19 protein-coding genes are annotated in these 25,858 nt (G+C 65.0%); 5 read left to right on the forward strand and 14 right to left on the reverse strand.

The window, feature by feature from the left end; genetic code table 11:
• Positions 1–17: 17 nt before the first annotated feature.
• The 5 genes from Spa11_RS01190 to Spa11_RS01210 form a co-directional block, all read right to left on the reverse strand.
• Positions 18–743 carry a DUF4190 domain-containing protein gene (locus Spa11_RS01190; RefSeq protein ID WP_145105702.1) on the reverse strand — a complete coding sequence of 242 codons (726 nt, stop codon included), beginning with the start codon at positions 741–743 and terminating at the stop codon, positions 18–20.
• A gap of 289 nt (positions 744–1,032) precedes the next feature.
• On the reverse strand, positions 1,033–2,724 hold the full coding sequence (locus tag Spa11_RS01195) for a hypothetical protein (RefSeq protein WP_145105705.1): 1,692 nt from the start codon (positions 2,722–2,724) through the stop codon (positions 1,033–1,035).
• A gap of 195 nt (positions 2,725–2,919) precedes the next feature.
• Positions 2,920–4,452, reverse strand: coding sequence for an ABC transporter permease (locus Spa11_RS01200; RefSeq protein WP_145105707.1), 1,533 nt, complete (start codon positions 4,450–4,452; stop codon positions 2,920–2,922).
• Between the two features lie 116 nt (positions 4,453–4,568).
• Positions 4,569–5,243 (reverse strand): ABC transporter ATP-binding protein, encoded by a 675-nt coding sequence (locus tag Spa11_RS01205; protein ID WP_145105710.1) that lies wholly within the window; start codon positions 5,241–5,243, stop codon positions 4,569–4,571.
• A gap of 584 nt (positions 5,244–5,827) precedes the next feature.
• Positions 5,828–6,079, reverse strand: a complete 252-nt coding sequence (locus tag Spa11_RS01210; protein ID WP_145105713.1) for a hypothetical protein — start codon at positions 6,077–6,079, stop codon at positions 5,828–5,830.
• A gap of 359 nt (positions 6,080–6,438) precedes the next feature.
• Here Spa11_RS01210 and Spa11_RS01215 point away from each other — a divergent pair, with 359 nt between their 5' ends.
• Positions 6,439–6,804, forward strand: coding sequence for a hypothetical protein (locus Spa11_RS01215; RefSeq protein WP_145105716.1), 366 nt, complete (start codon positions 6,439–6,441; stop codon positions 6,802–6,804).
• Between the two features lie 119 nt (positions 6,805–6,923).
• Here Spa11_RS01215 and Spa11_RS01220 read toward each other — a convergent pair whose 3' ends face one another.
• From Spa11_RS01220 to Spa11_RS22695, 6 genes are all read right to left on the reverse strand, one after another.
• Complete coding sequence (locus Spa11_RS01220; RefSeq protein ID WP_231933102.1) at positions 6,924–7,340, reverse strand: DUF4870 domain-containing protein; 417 nt, start codon at positions 7,338–7,340, stop codon at positions 6,924–6,926.
• 154 nt (positions 7,341–7,494) lie between these two features.
• A complete protein-coding gene (locus Spa11_RS01225) occupies positions 7,495–9,069 on the reverse strand; it encodes a glutamate synthase subunit beta (RefSeq protein ID WP_145105719.1) in 1,575 nt (524 codons plus the stop codon).
• Between the two features lie 80 nt (positions 9,070–9,149).
• Entirely contained in the window at positions 9,150–9,560 is a 411-nt protein-coding gene (locus tag Spa11_RS01230) for a four helix bundle protein (protein ID WP_197529653.1), read from the reverse strand.
• Between the two features lie 8 nt (positions 9,561–9,568).
• Complete coding sequence (locus Spa11_RS01235) at positions 9,569–14,251, reverse strand: glutamate synthase-related protein (RefSeq protein ID WP_145105722.1); 4,683 nt, start codon at positions 14,249–14,251, stop codon at positions 9,569–9,571.
• A gap of 66 nt (positions 14,252–14,317) precedes the next feature.
• Complete coding sequence (locus tag Spa11_RS01240; protein ID WP_145105725.1) at positions 14,318–15,292, reverse strand: LysR family transcriptional regulator; 975 nt, start codon at positions 15,290–15,292, stop codon at positions 14,318–14,320.
• 523 nt (positions 15,293–15,815) lie between these two features.
• Positions 15,816–16,964 (reverse strand): peptidylprolyl isomerase, encoded by a 1,149-nt coding sequence (locus Spa11_RS22695; RefSeq protein ID WP_197529654.1) that lies wholly within the window; start codon positions 16,962–16,964, stop codon positions 15,816–15,818.
• A gap of 149 nt (positions 16,965–17,113) precedes the next feature.
• On the opposite strand from Spa11_RS22695, the gene Spa11_RS01250 reads away from it, so the two are divergent.
• Together Spa11_RS01250 and Spa11_RS01255 are read left to right on the forward strand one after the other, a co-directional pair.
• Positions 17,114–17,836: an RsmD family RNA methyltransferase gene (locus Spa11_RS01250; RefSeq protein WP_145105728.1), complete on the forward strand. Its 723-nt coding sequence runs from the start codon at positions 17,114–17,116 to the stop codon at positions 17,834–17,836.
• Positions 17,833–18,789 carry an alpha/beta hydrolase gene (locus tag Spa11_RS01255; protein ID WP_145105731.1) on the forward strand — a complete coding sequence of 319 codons (957 nt, stop codon included), beginning with the start codon at positions 17,833–17,835 and terminating at the stop codon, positions 18,787–18,789. The genes Spa11_RS01250 and Spa11_RS01255 overlap by 4 nt, the downstream gene beginning before the upstream one ends.
• Before the next feature lie 203 nt (positions 18,790–18,992).
• Here Spa11_RS01255 and Spa11_RS01260 read toward each other — a convergent pair whose 3' ends face one another.
• From Spa11_RS01260 to Spa11_RS01270, 3 genes are all read right to left on the reverse strand, one after another.
• Positions 18,993–19,571, reverse strand: coding sequence for a glutathione peroxidase (locus Spa11_RS01260; protein ID WP_145105734.1), 579 nt, complete (start codon positions 19,569–19,571; stop codon positions 18,993–18,995).
• 70 nt (positions 19,572–19,641) lie between these two features.
• Positions 19,642–21,057 carry a PQQ-dependent sugar dehydrogenase gene (locus Spa11_RS01265; protein ID WP_197529655.1) on the reverse strand — a complete coding sequence of 472 codons (1,416 nt, stop codon included), beginning with the start codon at positions 21,055–21,057 and terminating at the stop codon, positions 19,642–19,644.
• Positions 21,058–21,160: 103 nt separating this feature from the next.
• Positions 21,161–22,165, reverse strand: a complete 1,005-nt coding sequence (locus Spa11_RS01270; protein ID WP_145105740.1) for a DUF1559 domain-containing protein — start codon at positions 22,163–22,165, stop codon at positions 21,161–21,163.
• A 134-nt stretch (positions 22,166–22,299) separates the two neighbouring features.
• On the opposite strand from Spa11_RS01270, the gene Spa11_RS01275 reads away from it, so the two are divergent.
• Together Spa11_RS01275 and Spa11_RS01280 are read left to right on the forward strand one after the other, a co-directional pair.
• The gene (locus Spa11_RS01275) at positions 22,300–23,322 is read left to right on the forward strand and encodes an MJ1477/TM1410 family putative glycoside hydrolase (RefSeq protein ID WP_145105742.1); all 1,023 of its coding nucleotides are present in this window, start codon (positions 22,300–22,302) and stop codon (positions 23,320–23,322) included.
• 90 nt (positions 23,323–23,412) lie between these two features.
• On the forward strand, positions 23,413–25,569 hold the full coding sequence (locus Spa11_RS01280; RefSeq protein WP_197529656.1) for a hypothetical protein: 2,157 nt from the start codon (positions 23,413–23,415) through the stop codon (positions 25,567–25,569).
• Positions 25,570–25,858: the final 289 nt, after the last annotated feature.

A 25,858-nucleotide genomic window follows, 5' to 3' on the forward strand; every position in this document is an offset into this window, starting at 1 on the left:
GCGAACCGCGCCGCCGTTCACGGCTTAACGTAGTCGGCGACGAGTTCGTACGTGAGTGGCGTGCCGACGCGCGGATCGCCTGGCGCCACCTTCAGCTTGCCGCCGAGGCGGAAGAGGCCGCTGTGGTAGTCGGTGGTGAGGCCCGTGCCGAGCTTGACTTGGACCTGGTCGAAATACATCACCTTTGACAAGTCGCCGAAGCAGCACTGCTGATTGTCACGCACCAGCAGGAAGTTATTGAGGTTCTGCTTGAACTTGATCGAGTCGGGCCGGATGTAGCCCTTGATGAAGACCGGCTCGCCGCTCTTGATGAACTCGGCCACCTCGGGGGGGATAATGTCGCCGTTGACGGTGTCGGCTTCGGACGGCTTCATCTCGAGGAACGACGTACGGGTGTACCCGTCCGGCACCTCGGTCGCGTAGACGTAGCCGGCGTAGCCGACGCCCGTGACGAGGAACAGCGCCGAAAGCGCCGCGCCCGCTTGGGCGAGGGGCTTGCCGGTGTAGAGGTCGGGCGTGGCGCGAATGCCGCGGAGGGCAATCAGCGAGACGATGATCCCGGCGATCGGGATCGGAGCGAGCACCATCGTCGACTCGAAGCTGATCCGGGCCATGAAGACGACAACGACCGACAACAGCCCCAGCAACAGGCCGAGCACGGCGAAGGTGTGGACGGACCGGTACTCCAGCGGCTCGTCCGCCTCGGCGGGGGCTTCGAATTGGGTCATCGTTGTCGCGGACATGGCAGCATGGAGTTCGCGGTGGGGCCTTTGGCGTGTGACGTTGCTAGGCGACGCAGTCGCTTAGATCCCCCTCCTTCTTCAGAGGGAGGGGCTAGGGGAGGGTGCTGAAGCGGGTACCCGGCGCCCCCCATTCCCCTAGCCCCTCCCCTAAAGGGGGCGGGGGATCTCACGCGACATCGTCGCCTATGAACGTCAGCACGCCTCCTACAGACCATCGATGGGGTCTGAGACTTTCTATCTTACGGTAGCAGCCGGCCCGGGTTCGCCCCCAAACTTGCGGTCGGCCTCTCTAGGCGACGCCGCTGCGGAGGATCAGCCAGAAGAGGCCGACCATCAGGGCCGCCGCGGCGAGCGGGGCGCCGACCAGCAGGACGCGGCTGGGGGGCTCGGCGGGGGCGACTTCGGTGTCTGCCACAGCAGGCCTCTCTGGGGCCATAGGAGGGCCTTCTGGCGGCGCCTCTTCGTCGGCGGCATTTGACTCGAACGGCGCGGAAACGGCCGTCTCCATGGCTCCTGGAGCCTCTGAGGGGCCCTTGGCAGCCTCCTCCTGCGCCGCCAGCTCTTCCGCCAGCTCGGCCGGGGGATCGACGGCGATGTCGCCCGCCGGGTCGTCCGTGGCGGCGGCCATCGGGTCGTCCACGGTGGCCGGCGCCGGCTTCGCGCGGGCGCCGGCGAGGAAGCCGAACGACTGCAGGCTGCGGGCCCGCTGGACCGCCTTGGGGTCGAGCGGCTCGATCGTCGCCAGCGCCTTCTCGGCCCGCTCGGCAACGTCGCCCGTCTCCTGCGTCTTCGCCACGTCGAGGTAGCTGATCACCGGCTCGCGGACGTACTTCACCGGCGCGTCCGGGTTGTCCTCGTCGAACGTCGCCTTGTACATGTCGGCGAGCCGTTCAAGGACGCTCCAGTCCCCCCACCGTGATAGGTCGGGGATTACCTGGTCGGCGAACTCGGGGTTGTCCAGCAGCAGCCGGGCCGAAGCGAGCACCCGGTCGAGCGGCACTAGGTCGCGCTGCTCTTCGGCGAGGAACCGCAGCGCTTGCAGCGCGGCGTAGACGTGCGAGTAATCGACGTCTCGGTCTTCGAGGTAACGCTCGTCGATCAGGTCGAGCGCCTCGACGGGGTCGCCGTGCTTGCCGGCGAGGGTCATGTAGCAAGCGATCAGGGCGTCGAGGCCGAGCTTGCGTTGGCGTTCGGCGAAGCGGACCATCTCGCCCGACATGCCGAAGACGGGCGACCCGCCGGCAAGGATCGCCGCGGTGGCGCCGGCGTCGACGGCGGGGCCGAGCACACGGGCGTCGGACGTCAGCAGCTGCTCGATCCGCTCGAGGTCCTGGGGTTCGCCGCAGACGCCGAGCATCGTCAGGAAGAGCCGACGCCGGCTGGGGCTGACGCGGACGTCCTCGATCCACTCGCGCAGCTGCTGGCGATTCATCCGCGGGCCGAGATCGACCACGTCCTTGTAAGGAGCGCGGGCGAACTCGTCGTAGGCGTCTTGCGCTAAAAGCTGGTCGGGGTGTTCGAGGTAGTCCTGGAAGAACGCCATCCGGTCGACGCCCGACTCCGGGAGCGTGAGCAGCTTGGGCACGTACTCTGCGGCGACCGGCGAGAGCGGCAGCGGGATCGCCCAGTCGGGCGGCTCGGCGACGCCGCGGATGAAGAACAACTCCTGCGCGTCGGCGGCGCCGAAGTAGATCGCCTGGACCTCCTCGACGCCCTCCACCAGCGGCTGGCCCTTGAGGACACGCTCGACGGTGAACGTGGCGGCGCCGGTCTCGGGGTCGATGAACCCGCTGGGCACGCCCGACTCGGCGAGCTTCTGCGCCGCCTCCGAGGGCGCCTTGAGCCGACCGAGCAAGACGACGCTGGCGTCGTTCATCTCTTCGGTGAGCGTCTTCTGCTCGGCCGAACAGAACGGACACGCCGACGCCGTCATGGCGGCGCTCAGCGTGAGCATCGCGGCGAGGATACGAAGGGCGGACATGATCAACTTTCTCAGCTTGGATCGGCAGGATGAACGGATTCGATTCTACGGCTTCTAGTCGCGGCTGTCGAAATCGGTAAGTGGAGGGGCTGAGGAACTGAGGGGATGAGGGGCTAAGGGAACGCGCAAGCGTTCCCCCGTCTTCCCTCAGCCCCTTAACTCCTCAGCCCCTTAGCCCCTCCTTCATCCCCTCCTTCACCCTAGCGAGCGGGCGACGTCGGTGCGGTAGGCGGAGATGGCTGGCAGGAGGCCCGCCAGGGTTGCGAGCACGACCAGGGCGGGGATGACCGCGACCTCCCAGGGGTCGAACTCCCAGAACGCCAGTTGGATGCCGGCCTGCGTTTCGATATACGGCGCCGCGGCAGCGATCAGGGCGTGGCCGAGCACGATCCCCAGCACGCCGCCGGCGAGTGATAGCAGGATCGACTCGCTGAGCACGATCAGCATCACCGACGAACGGCTCGCCCCCAGCGCCCGCATCACGGCGATGTCGTGCGAGCGTTCGCTCATCGAGTTGTAGATGCTCACCAGGATGCTGATCGAGGCGACTACGACGATCAGGACTGTCAGCACTAGGAGAACAATTTGGACCGGCCCGATAATCTTTTCGAGGAGGTTCGAGACGGTCCGAATCGGGGCGATCGCTTGGGCGGAGACGTTCTGGTCCTTGTTGATCTGCGTGGTGAGGATCGTAGGACCCATCTGGTCGTCGCTGAGGATGAGGATCGATGACACCTCACGCTGCGGCTCGGGGAGCGGCGTAATGAGGTTGTCGTCGTTGTCGTAGAGCTGGGCGGGGATCGCCGTCGATGCTTCAGCATCCTCAACGTTCTTCTCGGGCAACTCGAAGCCGTCGAGTGGGGCATAGGCGATCTCGTCGACATTGGTGCCGGTCTCGGCGAGGGTGGCCACAACCTCGTAGTTGGCGTCGCCGACCCGCAGCGTGTCGTCTTTCTGTTTACCCACCCGCGCGGCGGCGTCGGAGCCGAGCACCAGCGGCGGGAGCTCGGTCTTGCGTGTCTTCGCCGAGAGGGCGTGCCCTTCCAGCAGGTAGAAGCCCTCGATGTTCACGAACACGGCGCGGTCGTTGGCCGTGCCGGTCGGTTCGAGGATGCCCGTGACGAGGAACGCGTCGTGCGTATCGCCGCGACCGCTGATGCCGTGCGTGGGGTGGATCGTCTCGCCAACCTTGACGCCGCTCTTCGCCGCGACAACCGAACCGAGCACCGCCTCGAAGGCGTGGTCGCTGCGGAAGTTGCGGCCGCCCTCTTGGAACTGGTACTTGCGCGGCGTGCCGTCGCGGTTGACGCCGTACTCGAGCTTGTCGAACAGGTCGGGGGTCGTCGCCACGACCCGGAAGAGCTCACCGCTGGGGCCGTCTTCCTGGGGACGCGGGTCGAAGCTGTCGCCCATGCAGTAGGGGATGGCCGCGATCGTGAGGTCGGCGTATTTGCCGTCGATGAACTCGCGGTAGAAGCTGTAGGGGAGCGTGTAGCGCGACTCGCCGAGGTGGTAGACCGTGCTGAGGACGAGGTCCAAATCGCCGCCCTTGCCGCCGACGATCAGTTGGTAACCGCCGGCGTACGCCGTGAACTGCTTGACGGTGACGGCGTGGATCACGATGACGCCGACCATCACCGCGACGCCCAGCGCCATCGACAACACCGTCAGCGACGAGGCAAGGCCCCGCTGCTGCATATTCTTCCAGGCGATTCGCCAAAGGGACATCGATTACATCTCGTAATGTTCAATGACCAAGCCCCAATGACCAATGAAGGCGATCAGGATTCTTTACTGGTCATTGGGGCTTGGTCATTGGTCATTTCGGAGGCGATACGACCTCGTCACACGGTCGCCTTCATCACTTGGTTGACTTCTTCGAGCTGCTCGACCCGATCAAACTGGCCCGACACTTCGTTCGAATGTGTCACCAGCAGCATCGCCACGTTCTCGTCGCGGCAGACGCCGCGGAGGAGGTCGATGATTTGTTGCTGGTGGGCCGGGTCGACGTTGGCGGTCGGTTCGTCGGCCAAAAGCAGCGCGGGGCGATTCGCCAGCGCGCGGGCGACGGCGGTGCGCTGTTGCTCGCCGACGCTCATGGCGGCGGGTTTGTGGTGGCCGCGGTGGCCGAGGCCGACGCGCTCCAGCAGGTCGGCGGCCCGGGTGCGGTCGGGACGCTGGCCGGTGAAGGTCATCCCCAGGAGGACATTCTCCAACGCCGTGAAGCCCGCTAGCAGGTTGAACGTCTGAAAGACGTAACCGATGTGGCGCGCGCGGAAGCGGTCACGGGCCGCTTCGGGGAGACGCGTGAGCTCGACGCCCTTGAGCGTGATCTTGCCGGCGTCGATCGTCGTCAGGCCGGCGATCGAGTTCAGCAGCGTGGTCTTGCCACAGCCGCTGCGGCCGCGGATGACGACCTGCTCGCCGGCGGCGACCGCCAGGCGGGGGACGTCGAGGATCGGCAGCCGGTCGGCGCCGGGCTGGGCGTACGACTTGCGGACCCCTTCGAGAAGCAGCATCGGGACCAGTGGCGGGGGGCAATGACGGGCGTGCTAGCGTGCGGCAAACGACGGAGCGGCATTATCAACGCATCCACCGACGCCTGCCAGCCGGCCCCGCGGGCGGAACAAACTACAAGACGGGCTTGTAAACTTTGCAAACCGTCGGGGCTTAACCCGGTTGTACGGCGGAAAAACGCCGTGGTTCGGCGTGCCGTCGCGTTGGGACACGGTTTGGCACGCGACCTGCCTTAGATGGCTTTCGGTATAAGAGACCGGCGATGGTCGCCAACCGATTCCCTCGACCCCCTGTATTGGGGCCGTCTCGGGGAATCGATTTTTCACTGAGAACCCAACTCGAGCGACCCTCGCCACAAGACAACAGACCCGCCTGATAGTCGGCCCTTTGCCTCCCTCGCTAGGCCGACTCCCACCACCGCTTCACGGGCCGTCGAGTTTCCCGCAACTCGACGGCCCCTTTTCTTGCGCGGTTGGTGAATCACTGCCTGGCATGAACCGGGCCCAGTTCTATCGAGACGGAGGCCCCGCGGCTGATGGTGTTATCAGCCGGCACGCCTTAGCGTCCGGTTCGCCCCCGGGCGCGACTAAACCCGTGGGTGGTCGTCGGCGTCGAAGAGGAAGCGATCGACGCAAGCGAGTCCGCCAAGACCTAAAGCGAATGCGACAACCGAGCCGGCCGACATTGCGGCGTCACGCAACAGGCCGTAATCGGCGTCGGCCTGCCAAGTCGCGAGGAACAGGTAGAACCAATAGATCGCCAGCCCTAATGAAACCCAGGCCGCGACAAACGCCACCCAGGCCGCTGCCTCAACGGTCCGCTCGAACAACCAGGCCATAGGAGACTCCACCACTGAATTGCGCACGAGAATCCCGCACTTGCCTTAAGCGCGGCAGGCTGATCGTAATCACTTCCCTTATCGTCGCCAATGCGCCGCGTAGGGCCGAGGTCGGCGATTCAGCAGCGGTTCTTGCCGTTTCATGAATGGATAGATCCTAAACTAATCGTGGGCTAATCACCTGCCATCGATTGTTCATGCACATCGTTTCCTGCCCAAAAAGTAATCGGACTTGGAGTGGTTTCTACGGCTAGGGCTGGTGTTTAGTATCAACTTTGTGTTTAGTAGTAGAAATCTACTACATGATGGCCGCGTTAAACGTGGCCAACGACTAACTTGAAACGAGCGGAGCGTAAGCAGTGGCTAAGAAGAAGGCCTCCGGGCCCAACAAGAGTGAAGCGATCCGGGAGTATCTGAAGTCGCATCCGGACGCCGGCCCGACCGAAGTCGCCACCGAGCTGAAGAAGAAGGGCATCGACGTCGCCCTGGCGCTGGTGAGCAATGTCAAGGCCGCGATGCTCGGCCGCAAGAAGAAGAAAAAGAAGAAGAAGGGCGCGAAGCCCGGCCCGAAGACCGGTCGCGTCGGCCGTCCCGCCGGTCGTCCCGCCGGCCCCACCGACAAGGTGAGCCTGTCGCACCTGATCGAGGCCCAAGATTTCGCCGCGAAGGTCGGCGGCGTCGAGCAGGCCCAAGCGCTGCTCAAGGCGCTCGGCAAGCTCAGCTGAGGCGGAAGCTGTTAGCGGTTAGTCGTTAGCAGTTAGCGAATGAGACAAACGAAAGAGAGGCCGCGACCCTTGGGTCGCGGCCTCTTTTTGTTGGACGCCGCGGCGTTTCTCGGAGGGAGTCAGAAGAACGCGATCGAGGTCGGGTACTTCCAGAGCTGGCCGTTGCTTGCCTTCACCGCGCCGATGATCGGAAAGATCACGCTGATCGCGCCGAGGAAAATGACCAGGGGGATGCCGATAAACACCAAGCAGAGCGCGAGGGCGATCGCCCACCAGATAACCGAGGTGATGATCCAGTTCACCACAACGCGGCCGTGGGCGTCGATCTCGGGGGACTCGTCCTTCATCGTCAGCCAGATCACCAGCGGAGCGATGAAACCGGCGAGCGGAACGACGTAGCCGGCGAAGAGCGACAGATGCAGCAAGATCGGCCACGTCATGTCCGCGGCGGGGCCCACCGGCTGCGAGTGATGGGGGGAGGCGGGAGGCTCGGCCGGTTCGGCGCCGAAATTAGCGTAGGGGTTCTTTTGTTCCACAGCGCAGCGACCTCCGAGGTTGGAAAAGGCGGTCAGCAGGGAGCTTTCAGCGGTCAACTGTTAGCTAGATATAAGGCAAGAGCCGCCGCCGTACCACGGCAGCGGCTCTCGTCCCTTATTAGCTGATCGCTGAAAGCCGATCGCTGACCGCTACTTACACCACTTGCTGCGGCAGATTCACACCCGGCGCGGGCAGCGACGTGTAGCCCATCAGGTACTCGTCGATCGCGCGGGCGGCGCCGCGGCCCTCGTTGATCGCCCACACCACCAGCGACTGACCGCGGCGGCAGTCGCCCGCGGCGAAGACGCCGGGGACGCTAGTGGCGAACTTGCCGTGCTCGGCCTTGATGGTCTTCCAGCCGCCGCGCGGGGCCTGGGTCTCGAGGTTGAGGCCCTCGGCCAGCGACAGCTCGGGGCCGACGAAGCCCGTCGCCAGCAGCACCAGCTCGCACGGCCAGACCTTCTCGCTCCCCTCGACCTCGCTGAACGGCGCGCCGCCGACGATCGGCTTCGACCAATCGACCGTCACCGTCCGTACGCCGGTGAGCTTGCCGTCCTTGCCGACGTACTCCTTGGTGAGCACCGAGTACTTGCGCGGGTCCTCGCCTTCTTTGGCGATCATCTCGGCGTGCGAGTAGTCGATCCGGTAGACCATCGGCCACTGCGGCCAGGGGTTGTTGGCGCGACGCTCCTCGGGCGGCTTGGGGACGACCTCGAAGTTGGCGATGCTCTTTGCGCCGTGGCGGAGCGAGGTGCCGATGCAGTCCGCGCCCGTGTCGCCGCCGCCGATGACGATGACGTTGAGCCCTTCGGCCGACAGGTAGGCTTTGTCGCCGAGTTTCGAGTCGAGCAGGCTCTTGGTGTTGCGCGTCAGGAAGTCCATCGCGAAGTGGATGCCTTCCAGGTCGCGACCCGGGCAATTGCCGGTGGGGTCGAACGGCTTGGCGGCGCCGGTCGATAGGAGCACCGCGTCGAACTCGTCGACCAGATGCTGCGGATCGACGAACTTCACCGGCACCTTGCGCTCCTGCATGATGGCCGTCATGTGGCCGGGAGCGAACTCTTCCTCCTTGCCGACGTGGACGCCGGTGACGAACTTGACGCCCTCTTCCCGCAGCTGGTTGACGCGGCGTTCGACGGTCCCCTTATCGAGCTTCATGTTGGGGATGCCGTACATACAGAGCCCGCCGATGCGGTCGGCGCGCTCGTAGACGGTGACGTCGTGGCCGGCGCGGCGGAGCTGCTGCGCGGCGGCGAGGCCCGCGGGGCCCGAGCCGACGATCGCGACCTTCTTGCCGGACTCGAACTCGGGGGGCTCGGGGACGACCCAGCCCATCTCCCAGCCCTTGTCGATGATCGCGTTCTCGATGTTCTTGATCGTGACCGGTGGGCTGGTGATGCCCAGGACGCACGACCCCTCGCACGGTGCGGGGCAAGCCCGGCCGGTGAACTCGGGGAAGTTGTTCGTCTTGTGCAGCCGCGCCAGCGCGTCCTTCCACCGCCCGTGGTAGACGAGGTCGTTCCACTCGGGGATCAGGTTGTCGATCGGGCAGCCGGTATCCGACTGACAGAACGGCACCCCGCAATCCATGCACCGAGCGCCCTGCGTCTTGAGCTGCTCCTCGGGGGCGTGGGTGTAGATCTCGAGGTAGTCCGCGGCACGATCGAGCGCGTCCCGGTAGGGAACGGCTTGGCGTTGGAACTCTTTAAATCCGGTGGGTTTTCCCATCGACCGCTGTCTCAACTAAAGGGAGAGCTTGTTTCTGAATGACCAATGACCAAGCCCCAATGACCAATGTCAGTGAAGGATCATTTAGCTGTGGGTTTAGTGTTTCTGTAGATGGCTCCGAAGACCAGAGTCAGCTCTTTCGCCTCTTGCCAATGCCGCCTAGCCAGTTCTTTTGAATCGGGACATGCGGCGGCAATCATACGGAGCCAATACTGGGTTTCGCGCGATTCACGGACACAAACACTGATTCGGTATTGAAACTCTTTCCGCGACCCAGCCTCGTCGGCTTCGGCGTAGTTGGCGCCGATGCTCGTTGCCGACCGAACCAACTGACGTACCAAAGGGCCATTAACATCGTCGCGATGCAATCCTCTAACGAACCGAATGACTGCCTCCCCAAACACCGCCGTACGCTCCGCAAGATCAAAGTCTCGCTTCGGCACAGCGGCGCCAATCGAATCATTGGTCATTGGGGCTTGGTCATTGGTCATTCTGATCCTCACACCGTGACAGGCGTGGCGCTTCGCTTCGCCTTCTTCTCCTCCAATACGCGTTTGTAGTCTGTCGGCATGACCTTCACGAACTCGCCCTGCGCTTCGTCCCAGCGGGCGAGCAGGGCGGCGGCGACGGGGCTGCCGGTTAGGTCTTGGTGCTTGGCGATCAGGGCCTTCAGTTCGGCGATGTCTTCTTCGTCGATCACGTCCTCCAGCTCGACCATGCCGAGGTTGCAGTCGAGGGAGAACGCAGCCCGATCCTTCGCCCAGACGTAGGCGATGCCGCCACTCATGCCCGCCGCGAAGTTGCGGCCGGTGGGGCCGAGGATCACGACCCGGCCGCCGGTCATGTACTCGCAGCCGTGGTCGCCGACGCCCTCGATGACGGCCGTCGCGCCCGAGTTGCGGACGCAGAACCGCTCGGCCGCGCGGCCGCGGAAGAACGCCTCGCCACGCGTCGCGCCGTAGAGGCAGACGTTGCCGACGAGGATCTGGTCCTCGGCCTTGAACGTCGAGGTCTTGTGCGGGTAGACGATCACGCGCCCGCCCGAGAGGCCCTTGCCGACGAAGTCGTTGGAGTCGCCTTCGAGCTCGAGCGTCACGCCGTGCGACAGGAACGCGCCGAAGCTCTGGCCGGCGTGCCCCTCGAACTTGAAGTGGATGGTGCCGTCCGGCAGGCCCTCTTCGCCGTACCGCTTGGCGATCTCGTTGGAGAGGATCGTGCCGACGGTGCGGTCGGTGTTGACGATCGGCAGCTCCGCCGAGACGGGTTCGCCCAGCTCGAGCGCCGGCTTCGCCAGGTCGACGAGGCGACGCAGGTCGAGCGTCTTCTCGAGGCCGTGGTCTTGCTTGCGGGTGCAGTACGTGCCGGCGTTGTCGTAGGGGCGCGGGCCCGGCGACAACAGCTTCGTGAGGTCGAGGCCGTCCGCCTTCCAGTGCTTGATCGCCTTAGTGGCGTCGAGCATGTCGATGCGGCCGACCATCTCGTCGATATCGCGGAAGCCCAACTCGGCCATCAGCTCACGGGCGTCCTCGGCCACCATGAACAGGTAGTTGACGACGTGCTCGGGCTTGCCGCGGAACATCTTCCGCAGCTCGGGGTCTTGCGTCGCCACGCCGACCGGGCAGGTGTTGAGGTGGCACTTGCGCATCATGATGCAGCCCAGCGTGATCAACGGAGCGGTGCTGAAGCCGAACTCCTCGGCGCCGAGCATCGCGGCGATGACGACGTCGCGGCCCGTCTTGAGCCCGCCATCGGTCTGCAGGACGACGCGGCTGCGGAGGTCGTTCGCCATCAGGGTCTGGTGGGTCTCGGCGATGCCCAGCTCCCACGGCAGGCCGGCGTGCTTGATGCTGGTGAGGGGCGAAGCGCCGGTGCCGCCGCCGTCGCCGGCGATGAGCACGTGATCGGCATGGCCCTTCACAACGCCGGTCGCGATCGTGCCGACGCCCACCTCCGACACCAGCTTGACGCTCACCCGCGCGGCGCGGTTGGCGTTCTTCAGGTCGTAGATGAGCTGGGCGAGGTCCTCGATCGAATAGATGTCGTGGTGCGGCGGCGGGCTGATGAGGCCCACGCCCGGCGTCGAGTAACGGATGCGCGCGATGTTCTCATCGACCTTGCGGCCGGGGAGCTCGCCGCCCTCGCCGGGCTTGGCGCCCTGCGAGATCTTGATCTGGATCTCGTCGGCGTTGGTGAGGTAGCTGATCGTGACGCCGAACCGGCCCGAAGCGACCTGCTTGATCGCCGAGCGGCGCGAGTCGCCGTTGTCGTCGGGCGTCCAGCGCGCGGGGTCTTCGCCCCCCTCGCCGGTGTTGCTCTTGCCGCCGAGGCGGTTCATGGCGATAGCGAGCGTCTCGTGCGCCTCGGCCGAGATGCTGCCGAACGACATCGCGCCGGTGCAGAAGCGCTTGACGATCTCCTTGGCGGGCATGACCTCGTCGATCGAGATCGGGCCGCCGTTGCCCTCCTTCTTGAACTCGAGCAAGCCACGCAGCTGGCAGCGGGTGCGGCTGTCGTAGTTGATGTGGTCGGCGAACCGCTTGTAGGAATCTTTGTCACCGTTGCGGGCGGCGACCTGGATGTCGGCGATGCTCTTGGGGTCCCACATGTGGCGCTCGCCCTCGGCGCGCCAGTGGTACTCGCCCGGGTTGGGGAGGACCGGCAAGCGGCGCTGGCCTTCGCCGGGATAGCCAAGCTTGTGGCGGCGGAGCGACTCTTCGGCGAGCACCTCGAAGCCGACGCCCTGCACGCGGCTGGCGGTGCCGGTGAAGCAGAGGTCGATCACTTCGTCCTTGAGACCGAGGGCCTCGAAGATCTGCGCGCCCTTGTAGCTCTGGAGCGTGGAGATGCCCATCTTTGCCATCACCTTGAGCATGCCCTTGGCGACGCCGGTCCGGTACTTTCGCACCAGCTCGTGGTCGGCGGCGGTGACCGGGTCGATCGCCTCGCCGTCGGCGGCGGCTTCGATGGTGGGGTGCTCGAGGCCCTCGCCCGACTCTTCGGCCGGCAGCTGCTCGGCGCCGTCGTCGAGCAGTCCGTCGCGCCGCGCCCGCCATAGCGACTCGAACGCCACGTAGGGATTGATCGCGTCGGCGCCGTAGCCGACGAGCAAGCAGTGGTGGTGCACTTCGCGGGCTTCGCCGGTCTCGACGACGATGCCGACACGGGTGCGCTTGTTGGTCTTCACCAAGTGCTGATGCACGGCCCCGACGGCGAGCAGCGCGCTCACGGGGACGCGATCCGCGTCGGTCTTCTTGTCGGACAGGATGACGATGGCGTAGCCCTCATCGACCGCCTTCTCCGCCGCGGCGCAGATGCGCTCCAGCGCCGGCCGCAGCCCGGCGACGCCCTCTTCGCGGGCCCAGGTGATGTCGATTGTCTTGGAACGCCAGTTGCCGACGTTGTCGCCGCGGTCGATGTGCTTGATCGCACGCAGCTGTTCGTTCGAGAGGATCGGGTGCGGCAGCCGCAACCGGTGCGCGTGCTTGGGCGTCGACTCCAGCAGGTTCAGCTCGGGGCCGATGTAGCACTCTAGCGACATGATCACCTCTTCCCGGATCGAATCGATCGCCGGGTTGGTGACCTGCGCGAACAGCTGCTTGAAATAGTCGTACAGCATCCGCGGCTTGTCGCTGAGCACCGCCAGGCAGCTGTCGTTGCCCATCGAGCCGATCGGGTCCTTCTCGACCTTCACCAGCGGCAGCAGCATGAAGTTCATCGTCTCGGCCGTGTAGCCGAACGCTTGCATACGCTCCAGCAGCGTCGAGCTCTTGAAGCCGTGCTTCTCGTTCTCGGGGTGCAGGTCGTTGAGCTCGATGCGGTTCTCGGTGAGCCACTTGCCGTAAGGCTGACGCCCGGCGAAGTCTTCTTTGAGCTCTTCGTCGGGGATCAGGCGCCCCTGCTCGAAATCGACGAGGAACATCTTGCCCGGCTGGAGGCGGCCCTTCGCCTTGACGTTCGCCGGGTCGACATCGACGACGCCGACCTCGCTCGCCATGATGACGCGGTCGTCGTGCGTCAGGTAATAGCGCGAGGGGCGTAGGCCGTTGCGGTCGAGCACGGCGCCGATGTACTTGCCGTCGGTGAAGACGATCGACGCGGGGCCGTCCCACGGCTCCATCAGGGCGGAGTGGTACTCGTAGAAGGCCTGCTTGGTCTCGCTCATCGTGGCGTGGTTCTGCCACGCCTCGGGGACCATCATCATGACCGAGCCCTGGAGGCTGCGGCCGGTCATCAACAGGAACTCCAGCGCGTTGTCGAAGGTGCCCGAGTCGCTGCAATCGGGCTCGACGATCGGGAACAGCTTTTTCAGGTCGTCACCGAAGAGGTCGCTCTTGAGCACGCCTTGGCGGGCGAACATCCAGTTGGCGTTCCCCTTGACGGTGTTGATCTCGCCGTTGTGCGACATGAAGCGCAGCGGCTGCGCGCGGTCCCAGCTCGGGAACGTGTTGGTCGCGAACCGCGAGTGGACCATCGCCAGATGGCTCTCGAAGGTCGGGTCCTTGAGGTCGGGGTAGTACTTGTAGAGCTGCTCGGTGGTGAGCATGCCCTTGTAGATGAGGACCTTCGTCGAGAGCGAGCAGAAGTAGAACAGCTCGCGCTGCTCGACGGACACGTCGCGGCGCAGCAGGTTGCTGGCGCGCTTGCGGATCAGGTAGAGCTTGCGCTCGAAGGCCTCTCCCTCGCAGTTGTCGGCGGCGCCGATGACGATCTGCTCGATCGCCGGCTCCGCGTTGCGGGCGGTCTCGCCGAGGTTCGCCAGTTCGGCCTTCACCGGCAGCTTGCGCCAACCGAGCAGGCGCTGGCCCTCCTCTTTGACGAGGCGTTCGACCTCGGCCTTGCACTTGGCGCGCGCCCCCTCAACTTGCGGGAAGAAGACGTTGCCGACGGCGTAGCGGCCCGCCTCGGGGAGATCGATCTTGAGATCTTCTTTGATCGCCGAACGCAAAAAGCGGTCCGGCACAGCGGTCAGGATGCCCGAGCCGTCGCCCGTGTTCTCCTCACAACCGCAAGCGCCGCGGTGATCCATGCGGCGCAGGAGGTCCTCAGAGTCCACGACGATCTGGTGCGACGCCACGCCTTTGACGTTCGCGATGAAGCCGACGCCGCAGGCGTCGCGCTCGTTGCGGGGGTCGTATAGGCCCTGCGCCTGGGGCAGGTGGATCAGCGGCTTTTTCGTCGACATCGCGTTAATCAAGAAAGGGGTCGCGGTGACTTCGTAAGGAGGGAGAGGGGACTCGAGCGGCGGCGGTCAGGTGGCGCCGGCTCGCGGCGAGCCGTTGGCCGAGCCCTTGCCGAGGCCGTTGCGCGGGATCGGCGCCGGCAGGTCGTTGGCGTGTCTCGCCAAGAGCCGCAAGAAATGCTCGGCCGCTTCGGTCAGTTCTTCGTCACGCAGATGGATGACGCCCAGCGGGCGCACGAAAGTCTCGGGCTTCCCCTCGTCGTCGACGAGGTCGACCCGCACGAGCGAACCGGAGTAGGTCTCGTTGAGGAAGGTCTGGGCCGGGAGCAGGCCGATCCCTTCGCCGACTTCGATCGCGCGTTTAACAAACTCAAGGTTGTCGAACTCGGCGGCGACCTTGGCCGAGACGTTGTGCGACGCCAGCCAGCGGTCGATCTCGTCGCGCACGCGTAGGCCCGCTTGCGGCATCACCATGAACTGACCGTCGAGGGTGTGGACCGCCACCTTGCCGGCGGTGGCGAGCTCGTGATCGGGGTTAACCGCAAGGGCGAACGCCTCGTCACGCCACGGCGTGACGCCGAGCTGGCGGCCCGCTTCGGGGAAGCTGGTGATGCCCAGCTCGGCTTCGCCCGACAGGACCGCGGCGCGGACCTGGTCGGGGTGCATGTAATCGACCCGCAGCTCGGCGCCGGCTTGCTCGCGCCGGAACTCTTCGACGACGCGGTGCATCTGCCCGAGGCCGACCGAGTAGATCGCCGCCACCCGCAGTCGCCCGCCGGGGCACTGTTGCAACCCGCGGACGAGGCTCTCCAGCTCTTCGTAGCGCTGCACGAGCTCGCGACAGCCCTCGTAGTAGGCCGTCCCCGCGTCGGTGACGAGGAACGGCCGCCGTGAGCGGTCGATGAGCTCGACGCCCAAGCGCTCTTCGAGGTGATTCACCAGCTGGCTTGCGCTGGGCTGCGAGACATGATTCAGCTCGGCAGCTTTCGAAAAGCTGCCTAGTCGGATGATGTCGCAGAACACCTTGAGTGATTTCAGGTGCATCGAGAACGCAAAACCGAGATTGGCGGCGGATTGCCGGGGTAGTCAATTAGGCCGGCCAATAGGAGCAGTCGCAGCATAGGCCAGAGCAAAGTAGCGTAGGCAAGACCTACGCCATGCGTCAACGGTTCGCGGCCGCAAAGTGCTAGCGGCGGGCGCCGGAAAAGTAGAAAAGTCGGCGCCACCCGAACGGGTGGTTTTACTCAACCCCCGCTGAGAGCCGCTAGAAGGCCATCTACGGCGTCCCAGCACGCCGGAGGGACAAACCATCAAGCGGCGCGCAAAGCACCGCGTAAGGGCCCTTTATGGCCGCATGAACGCACGTATACGACAGCGCCGAGAGGGTGGGGGGAGAAAGCGACCGAAACCCCTCCCTGGAGGTGTTCGTCTGAGCCGTGGGCGCGAGCCCTCGGTGGGTGGCTGGTACCCGCTTCACACCGAGGGCTCCCGCCCACGGCTCAGACCCGACGGATGGGTCAGACCCAACGGGGTGGTGGCGGGAACGTCGTGATCCAGCCGCGGCGGATCACCGTTCGGGCAGCTTCTTGAACTCGTAGGCGTGGCCGCGATCGCGGACCACCTCGGCATTCACGATCTTGTCGGGCTCGGCGCCGGTCGGCTTGTCCGGGTCGATCCGCTGGATCTCGCCCAAGAGCTCCATCCCCTCAACGACGCGGCCGAACGCCGTGTGCTTGCCGTCAAGGAAGTCGGTGGGCACAAAGCAGAGGAAGAACTGCGAGCCGCCCGTGTCCTTGCCGGCGTGGGCCATGCTCAGCGAGCCGCGGAAGTGCTTGCGGGCGTCGGGGCGGTAGCACTCGCAGGCGATCGAGTAGCCGGGGCCGCCAGAGCCCTTGCCGGTGGGGTCGCCGCCCTGGGCCATGAAGTTGGGGAGGACGCGGTGGAAGACGATGCCGTCGTAGAAACCGTCTTTCACCAGCGTGATCATGTTGGCCGTGGCGATTGGCGCTTGGTCCTCGAACAGCTCGATGACGATGTCCCCCTTCTCGAGGGTGAACTTCACCCGCGGGTTGTTGTCGGCGGCCGCCTCGGCGTCGCGGACCTTCTTCTCCGCTTCCCAACGCTTGCGGAAGCGGTCCTTCTCCTGGAGGTAGCGGACCGCCTGAGAAAAGACGTCCTGGGCCGCTTCAGACTGGCCCGGGTCGGCCTTCAGTGAGTTCATCTCGACGGCCTTCTTGGCGAACTCGTCGGCCTTGTCGAAGTCGTTTGTGCAGATCGCGGCCAGCACGCCCCACAATGGCAGCACGGGCTTGTCCTCGCCCCCTTCCACAAGGGCCTCGATGATCGGCAGGGCCTCCTCGTACTGATCGCCGCCGCCATTGGGGCCGCCGACGATGTCGAAATCCACGACCGTCAGCAGCAACTCGGTGATCTTCGGATCGCCGTTGGGGTCGGCCTTGTAGACTTCGAGGGCGGCTTGGGTCATAGCGTTCAATTTGGTCTTGGCCTTGATGCCGAGGGGCTTGAGCTGTTCGTTGATGACTTTTCGACGGTCCGGGCCGGCGGCTTGGTATTCCGTGAAGAGCTTCTCGATCTCCGAGAACGTGGCTCGGTAATCCGCCAGGGCCGCGTTGTAGTCGGCCGCGGCGTCGGCGCGGACCTCCGTAACGGCAAAGCCTAGCAGCATCGCGGCGACAAGCGAGCGAAACATGGACATGGGAGGGAGAGGCTAGAGGCTAGCGGCTAGAGGCTAGATGATGGCGGTCTAGCCAATGCGGTTGATCAAGCGATTTCTACGTCGGGCGCCGAGAGGCGGTTCCCACCCATTCTCTAGCCTCTAGCCTCTAGCATCTAGCCTCTCCCCCTATGGCCAAGCGACGTCCCAAGAGTGACATCCCCACCGAAGCGATCGATCTGCGGATCATCGGCGGCAAGTATCGCGGTACGAAACTGACCAGCGAGCCCCTGCTGCACACGTCGGGCGCCGTCGCGGGCGAACGGGTCACGCGGCCGATGAAGCACCGGGTGCGAGAGGCGATCTTCAACCTTGTCGGCACGGACGCCGAGGGGAAGCACGCCATGGACCTGTTCGCGGGGACCGGCGCGCTGGGCCTGGAGGCCCTGAGCCGCGGGGCCGCTAGCTGCCTGTTCATCGAACGCCACGTCCCCACCGCCGAGATCGTCAAGCAGAACATCAAGGCGATGGGCGTGGAGGGGGTGTGCGAGTTGATGATGGCGAGCGCCTTTGTGTGGGCGCAAAGAGACTTAGGGAAGAGGGACGGGGGACGGGGGACGAGGGAAACCGATCCGCCATCCGCCATCCCCAACCCGCAATCGCCCTGGCTGGCGTTCATCTCGCCGCCATACTCGTTCTTCATCGAACGGCAGGACGAGATGCTGATGCTCATCGAGGCGCTGTTGAAGCACGCGCCGCCGGAGAGCATGCTGGTGATCGAAGCGGACCAGCGCTTCGACTTTTCACTCCTTCCCGGTCGGGTGAAAGAGCATCGCTCGGAATCGGGTTGGGACGTCCGCGAATACGCACCGGCCGTGGTGGGTGTCCTTCGTATCGGAGACGAGTCCGTATGATCTGCCGAATGATTATTCAGGTGCTGATGTCGGGGACGCTGTCGGTCGCTACGACGATAGCGGCGGGTTCGGAGCCAATCGAAATCGCGCTGTGGGGCGACACGCAACTCGCCGCGGACGACATCGGCAAGTACGAGGGTCGTGAGAGTGATCGACCGAATCGCTGGCTGACGGGCGTCGAGCACCCGGTCGTTAGCGTCTATCGACCCGAGGCCATGAACGCGACCGGCGCGGCGGTCGTGGTCTTCCCTGGCGGCGGCTACGCAGGGCAGGCGATCGACAAGGAAGGGCACTACGTCGCCGAGTGGTTGAGCCAGCGCGGCGTCACCGCAATGGTGGTCCCGTACCGCTGCGGCGGCGGCAAGCAGTTGCATCCGGTCCCGCTGGCCGATGCGAAGCGCGCGGTGCGCCTGATGCGCAGCCGTGCGGAGGAATGGGGAGTGGATACCGCGAAGATCGGTGTGATGGGCTTCTCGGCCGGCGGGCATCTTGCCGCGACCGCATCGACCCTCTTCGACCTGCCGCTGGAAGGGCCACTCGAAGGGATCGACGATACGTTCGCCGAAGTCTCCGCCCGGCCCGATTTTTCGATCCTCGTTTATCCCGTGATCTCGATGCGCCCCGAAGTATCGCACGGCGGGTCGGGTCGGAATCTGCTCGGCGAATCGCCCGACGAGGCGCTCGTCGTACAAATGTCTGCTGACGAACAAGTCACCGCCCAAACACCGCCGGCGCTGATCGTCCACAGCATCGACGACGGCGCGGTGCCCGTCGCCAACGCGCAGCGCTACTACGAAGCGTGCCGTGCGCACGGCGTGCCCGTTGAGATGCACCTCTACGAGACGGGCGGCCACGGCTATGGCATGTGGGCGACCGAGGGGTCGGTAGCCGCTTGGCCCGCGGTGCTGGAGGGGTGGCTGGTGGGACGTGGGTTGGCCACCGCAGCCAACTAACGAGCGTCAGCGACGTGCGCTGTCCCCCTCCCTTATTAGGGAGGGTTTAGGGGAGGGTCTTGATACTCCCTCAACGATGTCGCGCACAACTGGGTCGCGCTACAACTAGATTGCGTGTCGCTCCAAAGGCGGACGACATCGTTGCAGACGATCGACACCCTCCCCCGACCCCTCCCTAAAAGGGAGGGGGGATTCTTCACTCCCTACTTCTTCGCCAATTCCTTCTCGATGTCGGCGACGAAGTCGGCGTCTCCTGGCGCGACGCCCGACGCGTAGCGGCCCACGACCTTGCCGTCGCGGCCGACGAGGAACTTCTCGAAGTTCCACTTGATCGCGCCGGGGTGGGGCGACTCTTTCGTCAGGTACTTGTAGAGCGGCGCTTGGCCGTCGCCGTTGACCTCGACCTTCTCGAGCATGTCGAAGTCGACGCCGTACTTGGTCGAGCAGAACGTCGCGATCTCTTCGGCCGTCCCGGGCTCTTGGCCGCCGAACTGGTTGCAGGGGACGCCGACGATCTCGAGGCCCTGGTCGGCGTACTTCTCGTTGAGCGCTTGCAGGCCGGCGTACTGACGGGTGTAGCCGCACTTGCTGGCGACATTGACGAAGAGCACCACCTTGCCGGCGTACTCGTCGGCAAGGTTCACGGGCTCGCCTTCGAGGGTCTTCATCTCGAACGCCAGCGCGGCGGGCGCCTTGGAGTCGGCGAGGAGGTCTTGGGCGGACACGATGGCGGCCTGGGTGAGGAGGGCGATGGCGAGGGCGGAGCCGAGCAGGCGTTGCATGGCGCTAGCGGAGTTAGAGGTTGGTTGGTTGTCGAACCGATTGTAGGCGCAAGTCCGGAGCGGGTAGCCCTTACTGTCTTAAGGCGGCGCCGTCGTTGGTGAGTTTGACCACCATGTCGGGGCCGTTGAGCACTGCGTAGATGGCGCCGCTGGGGTCGATGGCGATGTCGCGGACACGGCCGGCGCCCTTGAGCAATTGCTCGTTGTGCATCACACGGCCATTGGCGATGGCGAGTCGCTGCACCGTCTCGTACGATAAGCCGCTGACGATCAGGTTGTTCCGCCAACGGGGGAACTCTTCGCCCCGGCAGAACTCGACGCCACAGACGGCGATCGACGGGACCCAGTAGTAGACGGGCTGCTCCATCCCCTTGGCGCGTTGCTGGTCGCTGATCGCCAGGCCGTTGTAGTTGATGCCGTACGTGATCTTAGGCCAGCCGTAGTTGGCACCCGACTTGAGGATGTTGACCTCGTCGCCGCCCATCGGGCCGTGCTCGGTCTCCCAGATGGCGCCGCTCCGCGGGTGCGTCGCCAGGCCCTGTGGGTTGCGGTTGCCGTAGGTGAAGACCGAGGGCATGCCTTCGTTGCCGTCGGCGAACGGGTTGTCGGTCGGGATCGAACCGTCGCGGTTGATGCGGTGGACCTTGCCGTTGGGGAGCTTGGGGTCCTGCGCATCGTCTTGATGGCCGCGCTCGCCGATCGAGAAGTAGAGACGCTTCTGCTTGTCGAACGCGATGCGGCTGCCGAAGTGCAGGCCGGTGTACTTGTAAGTCTCCTCGGGCGCCTCGAACAGGACCTCCTGGTCGATCCAGGCGCCGTCCTTGATCTTGCCGCGGACGACGCGCGTCATCGCGCCGGGGTTGTTGTGCCGATCCTTCTTTCCGCTGCCGTGCGAGTAGCTCAGGTAGAGCCAGCCGTTCTCGCTGTAGTCGGGGTCAACGGCGACGTCCAAGAGACCGCCTTGAACGAACGTGACGACCTCGGGCGTACCGCTGATCGGCTTGGGGTCGAGCTTGCCATCACGCACGATGCGGAGGCGGCCGGGGCGCTCGGTGATGAGGGCGGTGTTGCCGTCGATGAAGGTCAGCGCCCACGGAAGTTCGAGGCCGCCCTCGATCCACTTCGTGACCTTCACGTCGTAGTCGCGCGTTGCGAGTTGTTCGGGGAGCGGCGGGCGCTCGGCGCCTTCGCGTTTGGCGGCGTCGCGGATGTAGCGGATGACGCTGTTGACATCCTCGTCCGAGAGCGTCGCCCCGTAGGCGGGCATGCCGACGGCCGAGATGCCGAACTTGATGTTGCGGAACAACTCGCCGTCGCCGCCGCCGAACTGCCAGAAGCCATCGACCATGCTCTGGGCGTTGCCCCCTTGCAGGTCGCGGCCGTGGCACGAGGCGCACTTCTCGAGATAGATCGCCTCGCCACGGTCTTGCGCCGTGGCGATCGTAGCGAAACCCATCGCGATGGCGATTAACAAGTACTTTTGCATTTCTGTTGTCCGTCGAAGGTGCATTTCATTGCCCACGAATCACACGAATTGGCACGAATAAGGGGGTATTCGTGTTGATTCGTGTGATTCGTGGGCCGTCTCATTAAGGAGTTGAAGTCGTTGTTGATTCGTCGGCGCGGTTGGCGTTGCGGCGGTGAAGTTCGGGGTCGATGTCATAGGCGATCCACTGCACCGAGCCGTCCGCCATCGCGAAGCCGCAGCCGGTGGGGTGGGCGCTGCCGAAGCTGCGGTGGAAGGCTGTCGCGCTATCGGGGCCGAGCGGCGAATCGACGTTGGCGAAGCGGGCGACGTCGGCGCCATGGCCGACGAAGGCGAGGCCGTCGTCGCCCCAGTCGAAGGGGCCGCCGCTTTCGACCGTCTTTTCGAACGAGCCGAACTGCACTCGCTTCTCGCCGACGGCGTAGGTCTTGCTTGTGCCGTCAGTGATTTGCGGGATGCGGATTTCGCTACGGGCGAAGAAGAGGCCGGTGGCGTCGAAGGCGTTGCCCCAGTCGTGCGTGTCGGCGCCGTCGAGCGTCGCGGGGCCGTCGTTGTTGGTGACGACGTCGCCAGCGCTGGCGGCGTAGTCGGTCTTCATCACGAAGGGCGAGGGTTCAGCATTGACGATGGGCTTGCTGCTTGTGAACGGATACAGCGCGGCCGCGCGCCGGCTTGGGCAGTAAGCAATGCCGACGACGGTCTGCGCCATCTGCGCGGCGGCTTGCAGCTTAGCGTCGCCGGTGAGACCTTTGCCCATGTCGTGCACCGCCGACTCTTCGACATAGGGCAGCACGTTGTAGAGCCAGCCGCCGGGCTGGTTGCGATCGGAGCCGCGGTCGGCGTCGCCGGTCCAGAGGTAGCTCCAGCCGCCGGTGGGGAAGCGGCCGAATTGCTCGTGGTGCGTCTGCATCGCGATCGCGAACTGCCGCAAGTGGCTCTGGCAGGTCCCGCGGCGGGCCGCTTCGCGGGCTGCTTGAACCGCGGGGAGGAGCATCGCCACGAGCACGCCGATGATGGCGATCACCACCAGCAGTTCGACGAGCGTGAAGCCTGCGGCAGCGAACGTGAAGCCGGCGAGGGAGGGGCGGCGGCGTGGCGGGGTCTTCAAGGCGTGGTGTCGCAGGGAGGATCAAGCGGGCGAGACGTCAGTATAGGCCAGCGAATCGCCCGTGTGGTGAGTAGCCTTTGACGATCCTGTGACGTAGCAAACGGATTCCCGGTCCTTCCTGCCCGAGATATACGATGCCCCGCCTGCTTGCCGTCGCTTTCTCGCTCGCCGCCGCTGTTGCGTCTGCCCAGGACCTTGAAACCAAGGATGGACCCGTCTCGGTGCGGACCTGGGGTTACCAGCTCCAGCGGCACGAGCCCGTCGCGATCGCCGCGGCGCCGCACGACTTGATGGTGGTGGATTTCGCGAGGCATGGCGACGAGGCCAGCAAGTTCACAAGTGACGAGGTCGCCGAGATGCAGCGCCGGGTCGACGGGGGCCGGCGTGTGGTGGTTGCCTATCTCTCGATTGGCGAGGCAAGTGAGTTCCGCGCCCATTGGCGCCGTGAGTGGACCCGCAGCGGTCGCGCACGGGGCGCGCTGACCGGCGCCGCACCGGCTTGGCTGGGACCGGTGAACCCCGATTGGCCCGAGTCGCGGAAGGTCCGCTACTGGGACCCGGCGTGGCAGGCGATCGTCTTCAACGACGCGCGCAACGGCTGGCTCGATCAGATCGTCGCTCAGGGATTCGACGGGGCGTACCTCGACATCGTCGATGCGTATTACTTCTGGGGCGCGAAGGCGAAGCAGCGCGATCGCCGCGATGGTGATCCGATCGACCAACAAGACGCCGCGCGGCGGATGGCGACGTTCGTTGTTTCATTCACCGCGCACGCTCGGGAGGTGAACCCCAAGTTCTTTGTGATCCCGCAGAACGGCGAGTTCATGTTGAACGACTTGCGGCACGGCAAGCATCCCCAACCAGATGACGCACAGCTCGCCGGGGACTATCTGGACGCGATGGGCGCGATCGCGATCGAAGACACGTACTACCGCGGCGACGAGGATGAGAACAACGCGCTGGCGACCGACGGCGACAAGGTCGAGGTGCTGAAGTCTGATTTCCTAAAAGAGGGCAAGGTGGTGCTCGTTGTGGATTACGTTAACGATGGTGAATTGGTCGCTGACTTCTGCCGCCGCGCTCGTGCGGACGGGTTTATTCCGTACGCTGCGCCGACGCGCGGGCTCGACCGTTTAGGTCCGCCGGGGGGTGGCTAATTTAGCCGACGTGGCGTTTCAAAATCGGTTATAATGTGGGGCTAAAAGGCGTCGTGCGGAACGCCTTTTTCCTCCGGCAGAAGGCGACCGATGCGACACGGCTTGCTCTCCCTCTTAGCGGTCCTGATGGCAGCCGCGTGCCATGCCGCGGAGCGGACGGATCGCGACGCGCCGATCGATCGTGAGGACCCCATTGATCGTGAGGCGTTGGTCCGGCGGCACAACATCGTGCTGACCGAGTTCCACGACGACTCACCGCTGGCGGTGGGCAACGGGACGTTCGCGTTCAACTTCGACGTGACAGGTTTGCAGACTTTCCCGAGCGAAGAGCCGGGCGCCGTGCCTCTAGCGACGATGGCCGAGTGGGCATGGCATTCGTTCCCCGGCAGCGAGGACGTGCCGTACGAGGCGGCGCTGCGTGAGTACACCGTGCACGGCCGCAAGGTTTCGTACGCGACCGATATGAAGAGCGACGCCGCCAAGTCGCTGCGCGCCAATCCCCACAAGTTCAACTTGGGCCGCATCGCCCTGCGGCTGACGCACAAGGACGGCAGCGCGGCGACCCGCGACGACATCAAGTCACCGCGGCAGACGCTCGACCTGTGGACGGGCGAAGCGGTGAGCGAGTTTGAGTTCGATGGCGAGCCGGTGACGGTGCGGACGGTTGCTCATCCGAAGATGGATGCGGTGGCCGTGTTGATCGAGTCGCCGCTTGGCGCTGAAGGTCGTGTGGCGATCGACGTGACCTTTAGCTATCCCACGGGCGAATGGGGCCCGCGGATGGATGACTGGTCGAAGCCGGAGCGGCATAAGACAGAACCGTTGATAAGTGACGGTAGCGTCAACGCACACTCTGTGCGTGAGTTAGATGGGTCCCGCTACGGTGTCTTTCGAACACAGCGACACGTCGACGGCGATGTTTACGGCGCCGATCCGCATTCCTGGCGGATTGGATGGCGTACTGAAAAGAATGAAGTGTTGATTGCATTCAAAGAAGGCTCGATCAGTGGTGGCGGCGATTCCAATTACGCGGCAAACCTTCAAGCCTCCGCCGACCATTGGAAAAATTTCTGGCAGCGTGGCGCGGCGATCGATCTGTCGCAGAGCACCGATCCGCGTTGGCGGGAGCTGGAGCGTCGTATCGTGTTGTCGCAGTACCTGACGGCGTTGCACTCGGCGGGGACGATGCCACCGCAGGAGACGGGGCTCGTGTGCAACTCTTGGTTTGGCAAACACCATCTCGAAATGCACTGGTGGCACGCGGCGCACTTTGCGCTGTGGGGTCGGGCGGACCTCCTGGAGCGGAGCCTCAGCTGGTACGAGGAGATCCTGCCCGCTGCGCGACGCATCGCGGAGCGGCAGGGTTACGCGGGCGTTCGCTGGCCGAAGATGACCGATCCCGAGGGCGTTAGCAGCCCGAGCTCGGTTGGCGAACTCTTGATCTGGCAGCAGCCGCACCCGATCTGGCTCGTGAAACTGCTGTACGACGCGGACCCGACGCCGGAGACGCTCCAGCGCTACTGGCCGATCGTCGAGGCGACGGCCGACTTCATGGCGGACTACGCCCACGACGACGCGGAGGGCGATCGCTATGTGCTCGGCCCGTTACTGGTCGCCGCGCAGGAGAGTTATAGCGGGCTCAAGGAAGGCGGCGTGCTCAACCCGACGTTTGAGCTGGCCTACTGGCGGTGGGCGCTCGGCGTGGCGAGCGAGTGGCGTGAGCGGATGGCGCTGCCGAAGAACGAGAAGTGGATTGACGTGGCTGAGAAGATCGCGAAGCCCACAATACGCGACGGTGAGTACGCGGCGATCGAGACGGCGCCGTACACGATCCGTGAGGACCACCCCTCGATGCTCGCGGCCTTCGGCATGCTGCCCGACGTGGGCCTCGTGGACCGCCAGGTGATGGACCGGACGCTTACCGGCGTGCTCGACGATTGGGACTGGCAATCGACGTGGGGTTGGGACTGCCCGATGGCGGCGATGACGGCGGCGCGGCTAGGCCGGCCCGAGGACGCGGTCGCACTGCTGCTGCGCGACACGCCGAAGAACGGCTACCTGCCGAGCGGCCACTGCTGGCAAGAGAACCGCCTGCCGGTCTATCTGCCGGCAAACGGCGGCCTGTTGTACGCGGCCGCGATGATGGCGGCGGGCTGGGAGGGCGCCGACGCGTCGCAGCACGCGCCGGGGTTTCCGGCGGATGGGTCGTGGGTGGTGCGATATGAGGGGCTACGGCGAGCGGAGTGAGCGTCTGCTTATTCCCCTATCTTTTTGGGGAGGCCACTTCTTCGGAAAACGGGGGGAGGGTCTGACTTGTCCGTTACGCAACGTCTATTTGGCAACTAGCGCTTTTGAAGTTGATTCGCCAAAAACCCGCACTCCGTTGGACGCGTTTCACCCTCCCCTAACCCCTCCCTCAAAAGGGAGGAGAATTACCGAGCCGTACCGTTCTCCCAACACGTGGCCTGTATCGCGTCATCCATCCGCAACCCGCTCGCGTTGCGGGTTATCATGTCGCCACACCACTCGTCGCCAC

The sequence above is a fragment of the Botrimarina mediterranea genome (assembly GCF_007753265.1).
In the GTDB taxonomy this organism is placed as follows: domain Bacteria; phylum Planctomycetota; class Planctomycetia; order Pirellulales; family Lacipirellulaceae; genus Botrimarina; species Botrimarina mediterranea.